Origin of the sequence: Streptomyces sp. NPDC060366, from assembly GCF_042725135.1 — a bacterium.
GTDB lineage: Bacteria > Actinomycetota > Actinomycetes > Streptomycetales > Streptomycetaceae > Streptomyces.
Window position 1 is genome coordinate 1,059,596 of sequence record NZ_JBHXDC010000001.1, and the last position, 17,673, is coordinate 1,077,268.

Annotated in this window: 11 protein-coding genes; 3 read left to right on the forward strand and 8 right to left on the reverse strand. The window is 70.7% G+C overall.

Features of this window, described 5'->3' with window-relative positions; all coding sequences use genetic code 11:
- The first annotated feature begins 73 nt into the window (after positions 1-73).
- Positions 74-859 (forward strand): transcriptional repressor LexA, encoded by a 786-nt coding sequence (gene lexA / locus ACFWHU_RS04505; RefSeq protein WP_387223863.1) that lies wholly within the window; start codon positions 74-76, stop codon positions 857-859.
- A 144-nt stretch (positions 860-1,003) separates the two neighbouring features.
- Here lexA and ACFWHU_RS04510 read toward each other — a convergent pair whose 3' ends face one another.
- From ACFWHU_RS04510 to ACFWHU_RS04525, 4 genes are all read right to left on the reverse strand, one after another.
- Positions 1,004-2,974, reverse strand: a complete 1,971-nt coding sequence (locus ACFWHU_RS04510; RefSeq protein ID WP_387223865.1) for an ATP-dependent DNA helicase — start codon at positions 2,972-2,974, stop codon at positions 1,004-1,006.
- Positions 2,975-3,012: 38 nt separating this feature from the next.
- Positions 3,013-4,797: an IucA/IucC family protein gene (locus tag ACFWHU_RS04515; protein WP_387223988.1), complete on the reverse strand. Its 1,785-nt coding sequence runs from the start codon at positions 4,795-4,797 to the stop codon at positions 3,013-3,015.
- A 213-nt stretch (positions 4,798-5,010) separates the two neighbouring features.
- Positions 5,011-5,760, reverse strand: a complete 750-nt coding sequence (locus tag ACFWHU_RS04520; protein WP_387223867.1) for a GNAT family N-acetyltransferase — start codon at positions 5,758-5,760, stop codon at positions 5,011-5,013.
- Positions 5,761-5,801: 41 nt separating this feature from the next.
- A complete protein-coding gene (locus ACFWHU_RS04525; RefSeq protein WP_387223869.1) occupies positions 5,802-7,748 on the reverse strand; it encodes an IucA/IucC family protein in 1,947 nt (648 codons plus the stop codon).
- Between the two features lie 487 nt (positions 7,749-8,235).
- On the opposite strand from ACFWHU_RS04525, the gene ACFWHU_RS04530 reads away from it, so the two are divergent.
- Positions 8,236-9,459: a trypsin-like serine peptidase gene (locus tag ACFWHU_RS04530; protein WP_385800856.1), complete on the forward strand. Its 1,224-nt coding sequence runs from the start codon at positions 8,236-8,238 to the stop codon at positions 9,457-9,459.
- A gap of 195 nt (positions 9,460-9,654) precedes the next feature.
- Positions 9,655-10,827 carry a trypsin-like serine peptidase gene (locus ACFWHU_RS04535; RefSeq protein ID WP_387223871.1) on the forward strand — a complete coding sequence of 391 codons (1,173 nt, stop codon included), beginning with the start codon at positions 9,655-9,657 and terminating at the stop codon, positions 10,825-10,827.
- Between the two features lie 122 nt (positions 10,828-10,949).
- On the opposite strand, the gene hflX is transcribed toward ACFWHU_RS04535, so the two are convergent.
- From hflX to dapF, 4 genes are all read right to left on the reverse strand, one after another.
- Positions 10,950-12,446 carry a GTPase HflX gene (gene hflX / locus ACFWHU_RS04540; protein ID WP_385800852.1) on the reverse strand — a complete coding sequence of 499 codons (1,497 nt, stop codon included), beginning with the start codon at positions 12,444-12,446 and terminating at the stop codon, positions 10,950-10,952.
- Positions 12,447-12,713: 267 nt separating this feature from the next.
- A complete protein-coding gene (locus ACFWHU_RS04545; RefSeq protein WP_387223873.1) occupies positions 12,714-14,159 on the reverse strand; it encodes a M1 family metallopeptidase in 1,446 nt (481 codons plus the stop codon).
- A 197-nt stretch (positions 14,160-14,356) separates the two neighbouring features.
- A complete protein-coding gene (locus ACFWHU_RS04550) occupies positions 14,357-16,549 on the reverse strand; it encodes a RelA/SpoT family protein (RefSeq protein ID WP_385800848.1) in 2,193 nt (730 codons plus the stop codon).
- Positions 16,550-16,709: 160 nt separating this feature from the next.
- Positions 16,710-17,636, reverse strand: coding sequence for a diaminopimelate epimerase (gene dapF / locus ACFWHU_RS04555; protein ID WP_385800846.1), 927 nt, complete (start codon positions 17,634-17,636; stop codon positions 16,710-16,712).
- Between the last annotated feature and the right edge of the window lie 37 nt (positions 17,637-17,673).

Below are 17,673 nucleotides of genomic sequence, written 5' to 3' on the forward strand. Positions count from 1 at the left end.
CGTGTGTTTGGCGCAACCTTTCGAAAGCAACTACCGTTGTCCAGCTAGGGAGAACATTTCGAGAGGGGCCGACGTGACCACCACCGCAGACAACGCCACCATTACCGCCCAGGACCGCTCCCAGAGCCGACTCGAGCCGGTGCATGCCATGAATGACGGAGCCACGAATCCGGAGGGCGTAAAGCCCACTCGCTCGCTGCCCGGCCGACCTCCCGGAATCCGGGCGGACAGCTCAGGTCTCACCGACCGGCAGCGGCGTGTCATCGAAGTCATCCGCGACTCCGTGCAGCGACGGGGATATCCGCCGTCGATGCGCGAGATCGGCCAGGCCGTCGGCCTGTCCAGCACATCCTCCGTCGCCCATCAGCTGATGGCGCTGGAGCGCAAGGGATTCCTGCGCAGGGATCCGCACCGGCCGAGGGCGTACGAGGTCCGGGGCTCCGACCAGCCCAGCACCCAGCAGACGGACACGACCGGCAAACCCGCCGCGTCGTACGTGCCGTTGATCGGCCGGATCGCGGCCGGCGGTCCGATCCTCGCCGAGGAATCCGTCGAGGACGTGTTCCCGCTGCCCCGCCAACTGGTGGGTGACGGCGAGCTGTTCGTCCTCAAGGTCGTCGGAGACTCGATGATCGAAGCGGCGATCTGCGACGGCGACTGGGTGACGGTCCGCCGTCAGCCCGTGGCCGAGAACGGCGACATCGTGGCCGCGATGCTGGACGGCGAGGCCACGGTCAAGCGCTTCCGGCGCGAGGACGGCCATGTCTGGCTGCTCCCGCACAACGCGGCGTACCAGCCGATTCCCGGCGACGACGCGACGATCCTCGGCAAGGTCGTGGCGGTCCTGCGGCGGGTGTGAGGGCTCGCCGGCTCAGGCCGGCCCCGGGACCACTGCGCCGGTCCCGGGGCCTCGCTGTGCCCGCCGTGGGCGTCCCCAGGAGGTCGGCCCGCGCCGGTCCTCGCGGCGACCGACCGGACCGTCCTTGAGCGCCCTCCTGCTCGGCTACTGGCCTTCCGACTTGGCCCGCGCGTCGATCGCGGCCAGCGAGCGGCGCGCCTGGTTACGGTCCGTCGTGTACCAGAAATCGGGCATCGAGGCCCGCAGATAGCTGCCGTACCGCGCGTTCGCCAGCCGGGGGTCCAGTACGGCCACGACGCCCCGGTCCCCGGAGGCACGCACCAGCCGGCCCGCGCCCTGAGCCATCAGCAGGGCGGCGTGCGTGGCCGCCACGGCCATGAACCCGTTGCCACCGGCCTCCTCGACCGCCTTCTGGCGCGCGCTCATCAGTGGATCGTCGGGACGCGGGAACGGAATTCGGTCCATCACCACCAGCTGTGAACTCGGTCCGGGGACATCCACGCCCTGCCAGAGCGAGAGCGTGCCGAACAGACACGTCGCGGGGTCCGCGGCGAAGGCTTTGATCAACTCGCCGAGAGTCTCCTCCCCTTGCAGCAGGATCGGCGTGTCGAGTCTGCCGCGCAGTTCCTCGGCGGCGGCCTGGGCGGCGCGCATCGAGGAGAACAGTCCGAGCGTACGGCCGCCCGCGGCCTCGACCAGCTCCGTGAGCTCGTCCATCATGTCGCCGCGCGAACCCTCGCGTCCGGGCGGGGAGAGATGCCGCGCGACATAGAGAATTCCCTGCTTGGGATAGTCGAAGGGCGAACCGACGTCGATGCCCTTCCACTGCGGGACGTCCTCGCCCTCCGTCCCCTCCGGGGCCAGGCCCAGAGACGCGCCGACACCGTTGAAGTCGCCGCCGAGCTTGAGTGTGGCGGACGTCAGGACCACCGAGCGCTCGTTGAAGAGCTTCTCCCGCAGCAGGCCCGACACGGAGAGCGGAGCGACCCGCAGCGACGCGCCGAAGCGGTCGTGGCGCTCGTACCAGACCACGTCCCACTCGCTGCCGTTGGCGATCCGCTCGGCGACGCTGTGGATGGATTCGACGGCCGCCAGAGCCTGCTTGCGTACGGCGTCCTCGTCCTGGACGGACTTGTCGCGCGTCGCTCCGATCGCCGAGATCACCGTGCGCGCGGCATCACGCAAGGACATCAGCGCGTAGCCGAGGTCCTCGGGGATCTCTTCGAGACGGCCGGGAAGCGCCAGCTCCATCAGCCGCTCGAAGGTCTCGGAGGCCGTCTGGAGCGAGTCCGCGGACTTCTCGTCGACCAGCTTGGCCGCCCGGCGCACCGCGCGGCTGACCTGGCCGGGGGTCAGCTCACCGGTGGCGACCCCGGTCACCCGCGACACCAGTTCATGGGCCTCGTCGACGATCAGCACCTCGTGCTGCGGGACGACGGGCGCGCCCTCGATGGCGTCGATGGCCAGGAGCGCGTGGTTGGTGATCACGACATCGGCGAGTTTGGCCCGCTCGCGCGCCATCTCCGCGAAGCACTCGGCGCCGTAGGCACACTTCGTCGCGCCCAGGCACTCACGGGACGACACGGAGATCTGCGCCCACGCACGGTCGGAGACACCCGGCGTGAGATTGTCGCGGTCGCCGGTCTCCGTCTCGTCCGCCCAGTCCCGCATCCTCAGCAGGTCCTTGCCGAGCTTGCTGGTGGGCGCCGCCGCCTCGAACTGGTCGAAGAGGCCGTCCTCCTCTTCCTGCGGCACGCCTTCGTTGAGACGGTGCAGACAGAGGTAGTTGGAACGGCCTTTGAGCATGGCGTACTCGGGCCGGCGCCCCAGCAGGGGGCTCAGCGCGTCGACCGTACGCGGAAGGTCACGCTCCACGAGCTGCCGTTGCAGGGCCAGGGTCGCGGTGGCCACCACGACACGCTCGCCGTGCGCCAGCGCCGGGACCAGATAGCCGAGTGACTTTCCGGTGCCGGTGCCGGCCTGCACGAGCAGATGGGAGTTGTCGTCGATGACCTCCGCGACGGCCTCGGCCATGGTGACCTGGCCTGGCCGTTCCACACCGCCGACAGCGGTGACGGCGGCATGGAGGAGCTCGGAGAGAGATGGCTTCGTCATAGCCCGACCACCCTACGGCTCACCACTGACAACGGTGGTCACGTCCGCCTCGCACCGTCCGCCGGCAGGGCGAGCGGATTGGGCACCGTCCCGTGCACGGCGGCGTGCGGGCGGTCCGCGCGGTCGCGGTATCCGTCGAGATGCAGCCGGTTGCGGTTGAGACAGAGCCGCGCGATACGGGGCGTGAGCAGGTCGAACGTCTCGAAGCGGTCCTTGAGTTCGGGGAAGCGGGCCTGGTGGCGCAGGATTTCGGCCCGTACGAGTGACCAGAACGTCCGCTCCGGTACGTCCAGCTGTTCCTGGCACAGCGGTGCGAGGAAGCGGAAGACGCCGACGAAGAGCCCGGAGTGGATGAACTGCGTCAGGAACGACGGCTCCTCCGTGAGGAGGGTGTCCCTGACCTCCTGGGGCATCCCCTCGTGCTCCGGCAGCGGCCGGGCGCTGATGTTGACGTCGTCCACGAAGTCCTTGATCGCCAGGCGGACCGGGACGTCCTCCTCGTCGAAGACGACGACCGCGTTCTCCCCGTGGGGTGAGAAGACGGTGCCGTAGCGGTAGAGGAAGCGCAGCAGGGGCGGCAGGAGCGCGGCGAAGAGCCTGCGGAGCCAGACCTCGGCCGGGAGCCCGGACCGTTCGACGAGCTCGGCGGTGAAGGCCCGGCCGTTCGGATCGGTGTGGAGGAGCGAGGCGAGGGTCCGTGCGCGCTCGCCGGGGGCGAGTCTGGCCGGGAGCGGTTCACGCCAGATCGCGCCGAGCAGTTCCTTGTACTGGTACGGGACCTCGGGGAGGTGGTCGTAGAGCGGGTGGGTCACCGTCACCGACGCCACTTCCCCGAGCAGGATCACTCCGCACTCGTCACGGAGGAAGGGGTCCGACTCGTACAGCCCGCGCATCCAGGCGGTGACGGCCGGGGCGGCCAGCGTGCGTTCGGTGGGCAGTCCGCGCCAGACCAGGGTGTTGAGGATGGACAGCGGCAGTTTCACCGTGTGCCGGTCCGGCCGGGTGGTGTTGAGGAACGTACGGATGGACTGCTGCGGCAGTCTGCCGTCGCCGTCGGGGGGGAGGGGGACGATCGTGCCGCCCGCGATCTCGGCGGCGTAGAGCGGCAGGATCACTTCGTCCCACTGCCAGGGGTGTACGGGGAGGTAGAGGTACGCGTCCGGGTCGAGGCCTCGGGAGCGGAGCACGGAGGCGAAGCCGTCACGGGTCGCGGGGTCGAGCTCGGAGCCGTAGAGCCGGGCGGGAGAGGCGAGGGAGGGGACGCCCCGGTAGGTGGCGAGGGTGGTGCTGACCGCTATCCAGGGGAGTCGGGAAGGGGTGCGGGACTCGGGTGCCCAGCGGGTCGCGTCGGTGGCGGAGAAACCTATGCGGCCCTTGTTGAGTATGAGCCAGGGGTGGCCGGTCTGGTGGCCTTCGAGATCGGCGTAGTCGAGGTCGGCGAGTTCGGCGGCGGTGAGGGCGGTGCCGTCGATCCGGGTGTCGGCGACGAGCGTGGCGTTCAGTTCGTGGACGAAGTGGCCGAGCGTGGCGCCGTCGATCGCGAGGAGGCGGCGCGCGAGTACGAGGAAGCGGAAGGGGTCGCCGAAGGGCTGTCCGGCGAGCTCGACGGAGTGGGGGTCGACGCGCCAGCTGCCGTAGGCGCCGCGACGGGCGGTGAAGGTGAGGGGAGCGCCGTCGTCGAGCGCGAGCGTGTAGCGGCCGGGTGCTTCGCCGTTGGCGGTGGCCGGCCGTGTGAGGGGCTCGATGATCTCCTCGTACGCGAATTCACCGAGGAGTTTCGCGAGGAGGCGGGCGGCGGCCGCGGCCCAGAGCCGCGGGGTCAGCTCGGGCGGGGTGCAGAGGGGAGCGGGGGTGAAGGGCTCGCCGGGGGCGCCGGTGCTGGTGCCGGTGCCGTCGGCCGGCTCCTCGGCGGTGGGGCTGCTGGTGGTGGGGCTACCGGTGGTGGCGGAGGCGCGTGTGTTCGGGGATGTCGGCACGGGGACTCCTCGGGACGGAACCGATGTGGATCGTGCGGTGTATAGACAGCAGCGGGTTGTTCACAGCAGGTCTCGCAGGGCTCGTTCGCGGATCATGAGGGCGGCTCGTTTGCCGGGGAGGTCGATCTCCGCGGAGAAGCGGAATCCGGCGCTGAGAAAGGCGGAGACGGAAGGGGTGTTGCGCAGGTCGGGTTCGGCTACGACCCGGCCGCAGTGCGGCCGGTGGTCGAGGACGAGGTTGGAGACGGCTCTGAGGAGGGTGGTGCCGACACCGCGGCCGCGGTCGGCCACACCGCCGATGAGGAGATGGAGTCCGGTGTCATGAGGACGGGCGGGGTAATGACGGGCAAGAGGATCGAGATCGGCGCGGTAGAGCTCCCAATAGCTCATGGGGACACCGTCGAGGACACCCAGGCAGGGGACGCTGCGTCCGTCGCCGCGCAGTTGGGTGCGCAGATGGCCGGCGGTGACGGATTCGGGTCCCGCCAGCTCCCAGAAGGCGGCGACGGCGGGGTCGTTCATCCAGCGGCTGATGAGGGTCAGATCGCGCTCCAGCCGTACGGGGACGAGCTGGAAGACACCGATGGACGTGCCCGCCGCGCCCCATCCGGCGGGGGAATCGAGCAGGGCGGACCCACCGGCACCGCCCGGCCGCGAGGTGTCGGCCGCCTCGGCCGCCACCGGCCCACCGTCTCCGAACAGCGCGACGACGTCGTCGGTCAGCCGCAGGTCGAGGGTGTCCTCGGCGCCCCCGACGAGGTGCGGTCCGGGGCCGGCTCCGATGTCGGTGGTCGCGTCGCTGGGAGGCACGGTGGCGGGCTCCTCTCGGCAGTTCGGACGGGCGGGTGCGGTCAATGGCGAAGGGGGTTGGTGATGGAGACGTAGACGGACTGGGTGTCGACCGGGCCCACGAGTTCGTCCAGACCGTGCAGTCGGGTGAGCAGGTTGGCCTTGCAGCGCAGGGTGGTCGCCTCCAGGAGTTGGCCGGGGAGCGGTGAGCCGAGGGTCGCGGCGCGGGCGAGGAACTGACGGAAGGCGGCGATGAGTACGCGTTCGTCGGCGAGCCGCTGGGAGCCGAACGCCCCGATCAGACCGAGGACGTTGTTGATGCCGAGGTAGTAGGCGAAGCGCTCGTCGGTGACGTCGTCGGGGACGAAGGTCTCGCTGACCTTGCCGATGTCGGGGAGTCGGCGGTCGAGCGCCTCGCGGTGGGATTGGCGGAAGTAGTAGCCCTGGTTGTCGCGGTAGCGTCCACCGACCGGCCAGCCGTCGGGGTCGAGAATCACCAGAGTGTTCTGCTGGTGGGCCTCCAGGGCGACGCCGGCCGTGGCGTCGAGCCAGAGCACGGGGCGTACGACGTGGTCGAGGTAGCGCAGGAACCACTCCGCGGCGACGGCGCCGGTGGGCCGGCCCGTGCGGGCGACGAGACCGGCCACGATGTCGGCGAGGCGGGAGTGCATACGGGACCGGCCGGGCCATGGACGCGGGGTGACGAGTCCCGCGACGCAGACTGCGTCGTTGTCGGCGCGGAAGGGGTTGTGGCGCAGCATCACGTCGAGTCCGGCGACCGGTTCGCCGTCGGGAGTGTCGACGGCGAGCCAGGCGGGGTCGCGCACGATGTCGAAGCCGGGATGCGCGGCGCGCAACTGCTGGGCGAGGCCACCGCGCAGCAGTCGGTGGACCTCGACGCCGCGGTGGAGTTCCTTACGGAGGTTCTCGCGACGGGAGTTGGTGATGCGTACGCCGAGGGACAGCTTGAGCATGGCGGGTGCGCCGGTCCGGTGCACCGTGCGGACCGAGGAGGTGGGATACCAGTGATCGCCGTACGGGCCGAGGTCGTGGAGCAGGCCGGCGTCCAGGAGCGCTCGCACGGCGGGGCGGTGCGTCAACTCGCGTGCCTGCCAGGGATGCAGAGGCAGCGGGACGGTGTGGTCGGGGAGTGTCAGGTCTCCCGCGAGCCGGGTGGTGAGCTGATCCGCGTGGACGGCGCGGCCCTGCTCGGTCCAGGCCGAGTCGGTGGCGAGCACGGACCGGTCGACGGCCAGCCAGTGGAGAGGGAAGGAGCCACGTAGTTCGGGTGAGAAGCGGCGGTGTTCGGTTTCGGAGAGCCCTTCACGGCTCTTGGGTGTGGGGTGGAGGGGGTGGCCGAGGAGAAGGGACTGTTCGGCCGTGAGGAACAGGTCGCTGCCCACGGGAGCGGGAACTCTTCGTCGGTCAGCGAGGAAATCGGCGGTCCGGTGGGCGGAGTCGGCGACTCTGGCGACCAGTTCGGCGCCCTGGCTACGACCGGACTCGCGGTTGAGGAGCGCGGCGACGGTGACGGCGTCGGCCGGCGGGAAGTGAGGTCCCGCGCATTCCAGGAGGGGCGGGTCGAAGCGGTGCCAGCCGGTCGCCGACCAGTAGCGCACGGGGACGAGCAGGGCGGTGCCGCTCGCGTCGAGCGGGATCCTGAGGGTGTTTCCATCCGGCCGGGGGATGTTGCTCTCCCGGACCCAGCAGCGCAGCAGATTCTCCACGGACGCGGCGTCCGCGGCCTTCCACGGGTCCGGGTCGTCGAGCGGGTCGGGCTGATCGCCCCCCATCGTGCCCGCGGCCGATGACACGGCGGGTGTGCCCGCCGCACGGGGGGCGGCGTCCGCCCCGGCGCCCGCGGGCACTTGGCGGGGCACCGTGGCCGTGTCGATCGACACGGGTCCGGTTGTCGCGGGGTCTGGCGGGCCGGCCGGTCCGGGGCCCTGGCCAACGGGGCGGACGATGATCTCGGGTGCGTGGGGAGTGGGGGTGGAGGTGGGGTTCACGGGAGGACTTCCTGGTGTGGGGCCGGGTCAGTGCGCCGGTGCGGTCGGCGTCGGGTGGTCTTGCCTGCGGCCGTTCCGACGGTCCTCGCGGCGGCGGTTCCCGGACAAGGAGGAAGGGGCACCGTCAGGTGCGACGAGCGGCACCGGTGGGGGAAGTTCGGTCAGGGCCACGGCTGTCGGTCCTCCCGTGGGAACGGAACGGATGCATCACACGTCGACGCGGCGGGCCGAGCGCCGCGGCGCATGCGGTGAACGCCGGCGTCGAATCCCCCGTAGGTACCAACGACGGCAAGCGCCTGGGATCACGGCCGACCGGAAGATCCTTCGCCGGCGGAACCACGGCCCTGCCGTCCGCCGTCCCCAACGGCACCGGCATAGTGGTGGCCGACTTCCGGCTCCGGTCACCACGACCGGGCCCGGTCAGTCCGGCTGGATCCAGTTGATCCGTCAGTTCAGAACAGTTCCGAAGTCCCAGGGGGATCCCGACATGCGAGCCATTCGCCCACCGTTCACCACTCGCCGAGGGATAGGCGCGCGGCGAAATTCTCCCGCCGTTGTTTTCGCCTCTCTGGCGGCGGCGCTGGCACTGACGGCCACCGCTTGCGGGCCCACCGAGGAGACGAACGCGGGCGACAAGCCGAGCGATTCGTCGAGCGAGTCCTCCGGCGACAAGATCACCATTCCCGCCGATCTCCAGGACCGCCTCAAGGAGCGCGGGATCGATCTGGACAAGTGGAAGGGCGGCGAATGGAAGAACTGGGACAAGGACAAGTGGCTCCGTGAGGCACGGGACTACGTCAACCCGATCATCGAGGACCTCTGGGACCCGGACCGGATGCGGGACGCCGAGGAGCCCGACAAGCCGGTCGAGGAGGAGGACATCTCCGGCGACGCGGGTGTCACCGACCCGACTCCGCAGCCGGTGGAGGCGACACCGGTGAACGCGCCGTACGACGGTGATGTACCCGAGGCGGGGAAGCTCTTCTTCGACGGCCCCGAGGGCTCGATGGTCTGCTCGGCGACGGTGGTGAAGGACCCCGCCAACCCCGGCAAGTCCAACATGGTGTGGACGGCGGGCCACTGCGTGCACGCGGGCAAGACCGGCGGCTGGTACCGGAACATCGCCTTCGTCCCGTCGTACAACAACAGCGACCTGCCGATCTCCGAGTTGGAGAGCGCCGCCAAGGAGGAGATCGCCCCGCACGGCATCTGGTGGGGCGAGTGGGCACAGACCTCCGAGGAGTGGATCTCCGAGGGAGCGGCGACGGGCGGCCTGGGCGCCCCGTTCGACTTCGCGGTGATCCATGTGACGCCCGAGAAGGGCAGTGACGGCAAGTCGCTGGAGGAGACCGTCGGCGCCGCGCTGCCGGTCGACTTCAACGCACCGGCCACGCCGGAGATCGATTCGATGAAGGCGACCGGCTACCCGGCGGCGCCGCCGTTCGACGGCCAGAAGCTCTTCCAGTGCGGCGACAAGCCGGGCCGGCTGTCCATCAACGCGCAGGACCCGACGATGCACCGCATAGGTTGCACGATGACCGGAGGTTCGTCGGGCGGCGGCTGGATCGCCACCGGCCAGGACGGTCGGCCCGCCCTGGTGTCGAACACCTCGATCGGCCCGGTGACGGCGGGCTGGCTCGCGGGCCCGCGTCTCGGCGACGAGGCAAAGGGCATCTTCGAAGCGGTCAGCGAGAAGTACGCCGACCGGTAGGTCTCGGACCGGAGCGCGGTCAGCGTGCCCTCGGGCACGGACCGCACTCCGGGACACCGCAACGCCCCTACTCGGCGATCCCGAAAACGGGCGGCATAGAGTGAGGTCACCGCAAGGTGGTCCGCCTGAGGACCACCTTTTTGCGTGACACGTTCATGGCAAGTGACTCAAGTACTACCAGGGGGAACGGTTTTCATGCGATCGATACGTCCATTGCTGGCCGCCACCGGCCTCGTCGCGGCCCTCGCGCTGACGGCGACGGCATGCGGTGGTGGAAGCGAGGACAAGGCGGCCGACAAGCCCGGCGCCTCAACTCCCGCCGCCGACGGGGCAGGCAAGGAGATACCCGCGGATCTGGCCGACCGGCTCAAGGAGCACGGTGTCGACCCGGAGAAGTGGAAGGACGGTGAGTGGAAGAACTGGGAGAAGGACAAGTGGCTGCGCAGCGCGAAGGACTTCGTCAACCCTGTCATCGCCGACCTGTGGAAGCCCGAGCGGATGAAGACGGCGAAGTCGCCGACGAAGACCCTCGCCGCCGGTGACATCTCCGGCGACCAGGGCGTCACCGACCCCGAGCCGCGGCCCGTCCAGGCCGAGCCGGAGAAGACGCCGTACACCGACCAGGCGGCGCCGGTCGGCAAGGTCTTCTTCGACTCCCCCGAGGGCTCGATGGTCTGCTCGGCCACCGTGATCAAGGACCCGAAGAACCCCGGCAAGTCCAACCTGGTGTGGACAGCGGGCCACTGCGTGCACGCGGGCGCGGGCGGCGGCTGGTACCGGAACATCATGTTCGTGCCCGCCTACAACAACACGGGCAAGTCCTCCGCCGATCTGCAGAACGCGCAGCCGCAGGAGATCGCCCCGTACGGGCAGTACTGGGCCGACTGGGTCGCCACCTCCAACGAGTGGATCAGCGACGGTGGCCCGACCGGCGGCGACGGAGCGGCGTACGACTACTCGGTCATGCACGTCACCCCGGAGAACGGCGGCAAGTCGCTGGAGGAGACGGTCGGCGCGGCCCTCGACGTCGACTTCGACGCCCCCGAGGCGAGCAGCATCGGCAGCCTGGGCGCGTGGGGTTACCCCGCGGCCCCGCCGTACGACGGGCTGATCATGCACAAGTGCGTCGACAACGCCGGCAGGCTGTCGATCGCCACCGGTACGCCCACGATGTGGCGCATCGGCTGCTCCATGACCGGTGGTTCCTCCGGCGGCGGCTGGTTCGCGGCGGGACCTGACGGCAAGTCCGTGCTGGTCTCCAACACCTCGATCGGCCCGGTCACTTCGGGCTGGCTGGCCGGTCCCCGGCTCGGCGAGGGCGCCGAGCAGCTCTACACGATGATGAGTGACAAGTTCGCGGGCGAGTAGACACCCGCGTACGGACAGCCACTACGACCGGTACAGAGCCGGTACGGCGGAAGGCCCGCCCCCTCCACGCGAGGGGGCGGGCCTTCCGCCGTAAACGAATCGCGGCGCGCGATGCGCTGCGGTCAGCCGGCCGCGGGAACAGGCAGGTACGCGCCGAGCGCCGAGGCCAGCTCCTCGTGGACCTGCGCCTTCAGCAGGGTGCCCTCCGGGGTGTGCTCCTCGGACAGCACCTCGCCCTCGGCGTGCACCCGCGAGACCAGACCGCCGTCCGTGTACGGCACCAGTGCCTCGACCGTGATCGCGGGCCTGGGCAGCTCGGTGTCGATGAGCGCGAGCAGCTCCGCCATACCGGCACCGGTCCGCGCCGACACCGCGATCGCGTACCGCTCCATCCGCAGCAGCCGCTGGAGGACCTCCGGGTCCGCCGCGTCGGCCTTGTTGATCACCACGATCTCGCGGACGTCCACCGCGCCCACGTCGCGGATCACCTCACGCACGGCGGCGAGCTGCTCCTCGGGAGCGGGATGCGAGCCGTCGACCACGTGCAGGATCAGATCGGAGTCCCCGACCTCCTCCATCGTCGAACGGAACGCCTCCACGAGGTGGTGCGGCAGATGCCGTACGAATCCGACGGTGTCGGCCAGCGTGTAGATCCTGCCGCTCGGTGTCTCGGCCCGGCGCACGGTCGGGTCCAGGGTGGCGAACAGCGAGTTCTCCACCAGGACGCCCGCGCCGGTGAGGCGGTTGAGCAGCGAGGACTTGCCCGCGTTCGTATATCCGGCGATCGCGACCGACGGCACCCTGTGGCGCCGACGCTCCTGCCGCTTGATCTCGCGGCCGGTCTTCATCTCCGCGATCTCCCGGCGCATCTTCGCCATCTTCTCGCGGATCCGGCGCCGGTCCGTCTCGATCTTCGTCTCACCGGGACCGCGAGTGGCCATGCCGCCACCGCCGCCGCCACCCATCTGCCGGGACAGCGACTGACCCCAGCCGCGCAGCCTCGGCAGCATGTACTGCATCTGGGCCAGCGCGACCTGTGCCTTGCCCTCACGGGACTTGGCGTGCTGGGCGAAGATGTCCAGGATCAGGGCCGTACGGTCCACGACCTTGACCTTGACGACGTCCTCGAGGTGGATGAGCTGACCGGGGCTGAGCTCACCGTCGCAGACGACGGTGTCCGCCCCGGTCTCCAGCACCATGTCGTACAGCTCACGCGCCTTGCCCGAGCCGATGTAGGTGGCCGGGTCGGGCTTGTCACGGCGCTGGATGACTCCGTCGAGCACGAGCGCGCCGGCCGTCTCGGCCAGCGCCGCCAGCTCGGCGAGCGAATTCTCGGCTTCCCGCACCGTCCCGGAGACCCAGACGCCGACCAGCACGACGCGCTCCAGGCGCAGCTGCCGGTACTCGACCTCTGTGACGTCTTCGAGTTCGGTGGAGAGGCCCGCCACGCGCCGTAGCGCCGCGCGGTCGGAACGGTCGAACTGATCGCCGTCCCGGTTTCCGTCGATCTCTTGGCTCCAGGCGACGTCCTCTTCCATCAGGGCATCGGCCCGAAGGCTTTCCGTGCGGGGGTCCGCGGAGATCTGCTCGTCCTGGGAAGGGGAAGAAGAGGAGGTCATTGGATCCTTACGTCGAAGAGAATGTTCGGGTGTGGACAGACTGCCCACCCGTATCGGTCACAACGCGTAACGACCCGGATTGATTCCCGGCGTCACGGCCCCGGCGTTCCCGTCCCGGAGTACCGGTCCCGGCAGCGCCGCCGACCCCTTGATGGTGGCACGTCACGGCCGGGAGCGTCATATGGGTTTCGTGGCCGGTTCCCCGGCCGTCCCCACGGCCGTACCGGCGGCCCTCCCTCGCCCCCTCGCGCCGCTTCCCCGCCCGCCCTACTTCACCGCCGCGCTCTTCCAGTCCGGGTGCCCCGGCATGGGCGGCGTCTTGCGCCCGTACAGCCACGCCTCGAAGAAGTCCGACAGGTCACGCCCCGCGATGTCCGACGCCAGCCGCGTGAAGTCCGCCGTGCTCGCTGTCCCGTCCCGGTGTTCGCGCACCCAGTCCCGCTCCAGCCGCCGGAACTCCCCCGCGCCGATCTCCTGTCGCAGCGCGTAGAGCACCAGCGCGCTGCCGTCGTACACCACCGGCCGGAACAGGCTGATCTGCTTGCCGGGCGCCGGCGGCTCCGGTGCGGCGGGCGGTCCGCCCGCCGCTCGCCAGCCGTCGGAGTGGCGGTAGGCCTCGCGCATCCGGTCCTCCAGCGGCTTGTCCGCGTGCTCCTGCGCGTACATCGCCTCGTACCAGGTCGCGTGGCCCTCGTTGAGCCACAGGTCGGACCACGCGCGCGGGGAGACGCTGTCGCCGAACCACTGGTGCGCCAGCTCGTGGACCATGACCGAGTCGACGTACCACTCGGGGTACTCGGGACGGGTGAACAGCGAACGCTCGAAGAGCGACAGCGTCTGCGTCTCCAGCTCGAAGCCCGTCTCGGCGCCGGCGACGAGGACGCCGTACGTCTCGAAGGGATATCGCCCGACCTGCCGCTCCATCCACTCGATCTGCGCCGGCGTCTTCGCCAGCCACGGCTCCAGCTTCGCGCGGTCGGCGGCCGGGACGACGTCGCGCAGGGGCAGTCCGTGCGGACCCTCCCGGTGCACCACGGCCGAATCGCCGATGGACACCTGAGCCAGCTCGGTGGCCATGGGGTGACGGGTGCGGTACGTCCAGGTGGTGTTCGCTCCGTCACGGGTCTTCGCCACCGGCAGTCCGTTGGCCACGACGGTCAGCATGCCGGGCGCGGTGACCCGGAAGGTGAACGCGGCCTTGTCGGCGGGGTGGTCGTTGCCCGGGAAGACGCGGTGCGCGGCGTCGGCCTGGTTGGCCATCGCGAGGCCGTCCGTCGTCCGCACCCAGCCGCCCTTGCCGCCCGTGGGGTCGCTGGTGTGGGTGACGGTGACGCGTACCGGTGAGCCGGCCTCCACGGCTTCGCGCGGCGCGACCACGAGGTCCTCGCCGGCGGTCGCGAAGTCGGCGCGCGCGCCGTCGACCTCGACGGACCTGACCTTGCCGTGGGTGAAGTCGAGGTTGATGCGTTCCAGACGCTGGGTCGCCCGGGCGTCGATCTTGGTGACCGCGTCGAGCGGCTTGGAGTTGTCACCGCGGTAGGTGAGGCCGATGTCGTAGGCGATGACGTCGTATCCGGGGTTGCCCAGATGTGGGAAGAGCGGATCGCCGATACCGAGCGCCACCGGGGCGGGAGCGGGGAGTGTCGCGGCGACGAGGGTGGCCGACGCGGTGGCCAGCAGGGCGGCGCGCAGCCGGGGGGAGGTGAGCAGCATGGACCACCGCTACCAGCGCGCGGCGGACGTACGGCGGCGGCGCGCTTCACACCCACCCGAAAGAGTCGGGCGGGCCGCTGGGCACGAGCCGTGACGAGGCTCGCGGGGCGGAGTACGGGGCGGCAGGGTTCGGGGTCTGCGGCGTTCAGGGTCCGCGGGGTACGGGGCGGGCGAATGGACCCTGGGGGCGCGTCCGCTCAGGGCGCCGGCTCGTGCTGCGCGCGCCGTACGTCGAACACTCCGGGCACGTCCCGCATGGCGCGCATCAGGCCGGGAAGCCCCGCGGCGTCGGGCAGTTGGAGCGTGTACGTGTGCCGTACCCGCTGCTCGCTCGGCGGCTCCACGTTGGCCGACACGATCGCCGCGCCCGCCGTGGCGATGGCCTCGGTGAGATCGGCGAGCAGCCGCGGCCGGCCGAAGGACTCCGCGTACAGCGTGACCCGGCACTCCGCCTCGTCGCCCCAGCTCACCGCGACCGGCGGCCGGCCGAGCGCCGTCATCCTGCCGACGGCGGGACACTCCGCGCGGTGCACGGTGACGGCGCCGCCCCGGACCGTGAATCCGGTGACGGCGTCGGGCGGTACGGGGGTGCAGCAGCCGGCCAGCCGTACGGTCGCCTCGGGCACGTCCACGACCACATTGGCCACGCCGCGCCGCCCCGCTGTGACGGCGCCGGGCGTACGGGGCGGCGCCGCGGGCACCTTCAGGCTCTCCGGATTCGCTGCGAGCCAGCCGGCGATCGCGATCCGCGCGGCGGGCGTACGGGCGTGGTCCAGCCACTCGGGAGAGGGGCCGGGGGCGGCGTCCTGCGGCTGACCGTGTGCCGGGTCCCGCGTGTCCTCGGCGCCCTCGATGTCCCCGGTGCTTGCGGTGCTCCCTTCGCCGGCGCCGTCCGGGCCGTTCCGGGGCTCCTGGACGGGGCTGTGAGCCAGCAGCAGTTGCACCGTGTCGCCGTCGACCAGGACCGTACTGAGCGTCGCCAGACGGCCGTTGACGCGCGCCCCGATGCAGCCGTGCGCGCCGTCGCCGTGCTGCGCGTACGCCGCGTCCACGCATGTCGCGCCGGCGGGCAGGCCGAGCATGCCCCCGTCGGCGAGGAAGACGCTGATCTCCCGGTCCTGGGCGAGATCGGCGCGCAGCGTCGTCCAGAACGTGTCGGGGTCGGTCGCCGACTCCTGCCACTCCAGGAGGCGGGACAGCCAGCCGGGCCTCGTCGGGTCGGCGCGTTCGCCGTCGGCCGGCTCCGCCCCGTCGACGGGCGCGTACGGATTGCCCAGCGCGACCACACCGGCCTCGGCGACCTTGTGCATCTGGTGCGTACGGATGAGGACTTCGACGACCGCCCCGCCGGGGCCCGCGACCGCCGTGTGCAGCGACTGGTACAGGTTGTACTTGGGGGCGGCGATGAAGTCCTTGAACTCGGAGATCACCGGTGTGAAGCAGGTGTGCAACTCCCCCAGCACGGCGTAGCAGTCGGCGTCCTCCCCGACCAGGACCAGGAGGCGGCCGAAGTCCGTGCCGCGCATCTCGCCGCGTTTCAGACGGGCGCGGTGGACGGAGAGGAAGTGCCGCGGCCTGATGACGACTTCGGCGGTGATGTCGGCCTCACGGAGCGTCCGCCGCACGTCCCCGGCGACGGGGTCCAGACCCGGCCCCGCGGTGGCCCTGTCGGCGATGACGGTGCGGGTGCGCTCGTACTCCTGCGGCTGGAGGATGGCGAAGACCAGGTCCTCCAGCTCGGTCTTGAGCGCCTGCACGCCGAGCCGTTCGGCAAGCGGGATGAGGACGTCGTGGGTGACCTTGGCGATGCGTTCCTGCTTCTCCGGCCGCATCACACCGAGGGTGCGCATGTTGTGCAGCCGGTCGGCGAGTTTGATCGACATCACCCGGACGTCGTTGCCGGTGGCGACGAGCATCTTGCGGAAGGTCTCGGGCTCGGCGGCGGCGCCGTAGTCGACCTTCTCCAGTTTCGTCACGCCGTCGACCAGATAGCAGACCTCGTCGCCGAACTCCGCGCGGACCTGATCGAGCGTCACATCCGTGTCCTCGACGGTGTCGTGGAGGAGCGACGCGGTCAACGTCGTTGTCTCGGCGCCGAGTTCGGCGAGGATCAGGGTCACCGCGAGCGGATGGGTGATGTACGGCTCGCCGCTCTTGCGGAACTGTCCGCGGTGCGACATCTCGGCCAGCACGTACGCCTTGCCCAGCACCAGCAGGTCCGCGTCGGGATGGTGCGCGCGGTGGGCGTCGGCGACATGGCCGATCGCGTCCGGCAGCCGGTCCCTGGACGCGGGCCCCAACAACGCGGCTTTGCCGAGCCGACGGAGGTCGATACTGGTACGGCCGCGCCTGCGGCTCCGGGCACCAGGGCTGGTGGCCTCTGCGCTCATGGGGCACCTCCGGCAGCTTCGACCGGCGGTGGGAGGGACAGGAGCGCCCTCCCGGCCGGTGCTTGATGCTACCGACCTCAACACGTGCCTCGGTCCACCTCTCCCCCAGCGTGAAACGGATCACCCATTCGAGCGAATCTGCCGCCGGGTGCCGAGGACTTCAGAGCGTGTCGGGCAACTCCGCCCACTCGCCGTCGAGCAGCCCCTCGGCGACGATCACGGCCGGGCCGGTCATCTCGATCTCGCCGTCGGGACGTTCGGTGATGACGAGCCGTCCGCCGGGCAGGTCGACCGTGTACGTGACGGGCTCACCGGTCACCGCGGGGTCGATGCCGTCCCTGCGGGCCGCGGCGACGGCGACGGCGCACGCACCCGTACCGCAGGACCGCGTCTCGCCCGAGCCGCGTTCGTGGACGCGCATGGCGACATGGCGCGGGCCGCGTCCGACGACGAATTCGACGTTCACGCCGTCCGGATAGGCCGAGGCCGGGCTGACGGGCGGGGCGGTGAACAGATTCCCGGCGTGGTCGAGGTCGTCGACGAAGGCGACGGCGTGCGGATTGCCCATGTTGACGTTACGGGCGGGCCAACCCCGCTCCCCCACAACGACGCTGACGTCCCCTTCGGGGAGAACGGCGCGTCCCATCCGGACCGTGACGGCTTCCGGATCGACCGTTTCGCCGCCCGTTTCAGGGGACTTGGCGATGTGGACCTCCTTCACGCCGCCACGCGTGGCGACGGCGAGGTCGCCCGCGTCCACGAGACCGGCGCGCCGCAGATACCGCGCGAAGACCCGGACCCCGTTGCCGCACATCTCGGCGACCGAACCGTCGGCGTTGCGGTAGTCCATGAACCACTCGGCCCGGTCGGCCATGGACCGCGCCTCGGGGTGCGCGGCGGACCGCACGACGTGCAGCAGCCCGTCGCCGCCGATACCGGCCCGGCGGTCGCAGAGCTTCGCGACGGCGGCGGCGGACAGGGCGATCCCGTTGTCAGGGTCAGGAATGATCACGAAGTCGTTCTCGGTCCCGTGGCCCTTGAGGAAAGGGATCGGCGACGACTGCGCGGCGGGGCGGTAGGTACTCACGCGTCAATCGTACGAGGTGGGACCGACAGTGCGAACG

Coding starts and splice junctions, on each gene's coding strand:
- ACFWHU_RS04510 (WP_387223865.1), bottom strand. CDS start 2,974: ATGACGAAGCCATCTCTCTCCGAGCTCCTCCATGCCGCCGTCACCGCT.
- ACFWHU_RS04530 (WP_385800856.1), top strand. CDS start 8,236: ATGCGAGCCATTCGCCCACCGTTCACCACTCGCCGAGGGATAGGCGCG.
- ACFWHU_RS04535 (WP_387223871.1), top strand. CDS start 9,655: ATGCGATCGATACGTCCATTGCTGGCCGCCACCGGCCTCGTCGCGGCC.
- hflX (WP_385800852.1), bottom strand. CDS start 12,446: ATGACCTCCTCTTCTTCCCCTTCCCAGGACGAGCAGATCTCCGCGGAC.
- ACFWHU_RS04545 (WP_387223873.1), bottom strand. CDS start 14,159: ATGCTGCTCACCTCCCCCCGGCTGCGCGCCGCCCTGCTGGCCACCGCG.
- ACFWHU_RS04550 (WP_385800848.1), bottom strand. CDS start 16,549: ATGAGCGCAGAGGCCACCAGCCCTGGTGCCCGGAGCCGCAGGCGCGGC.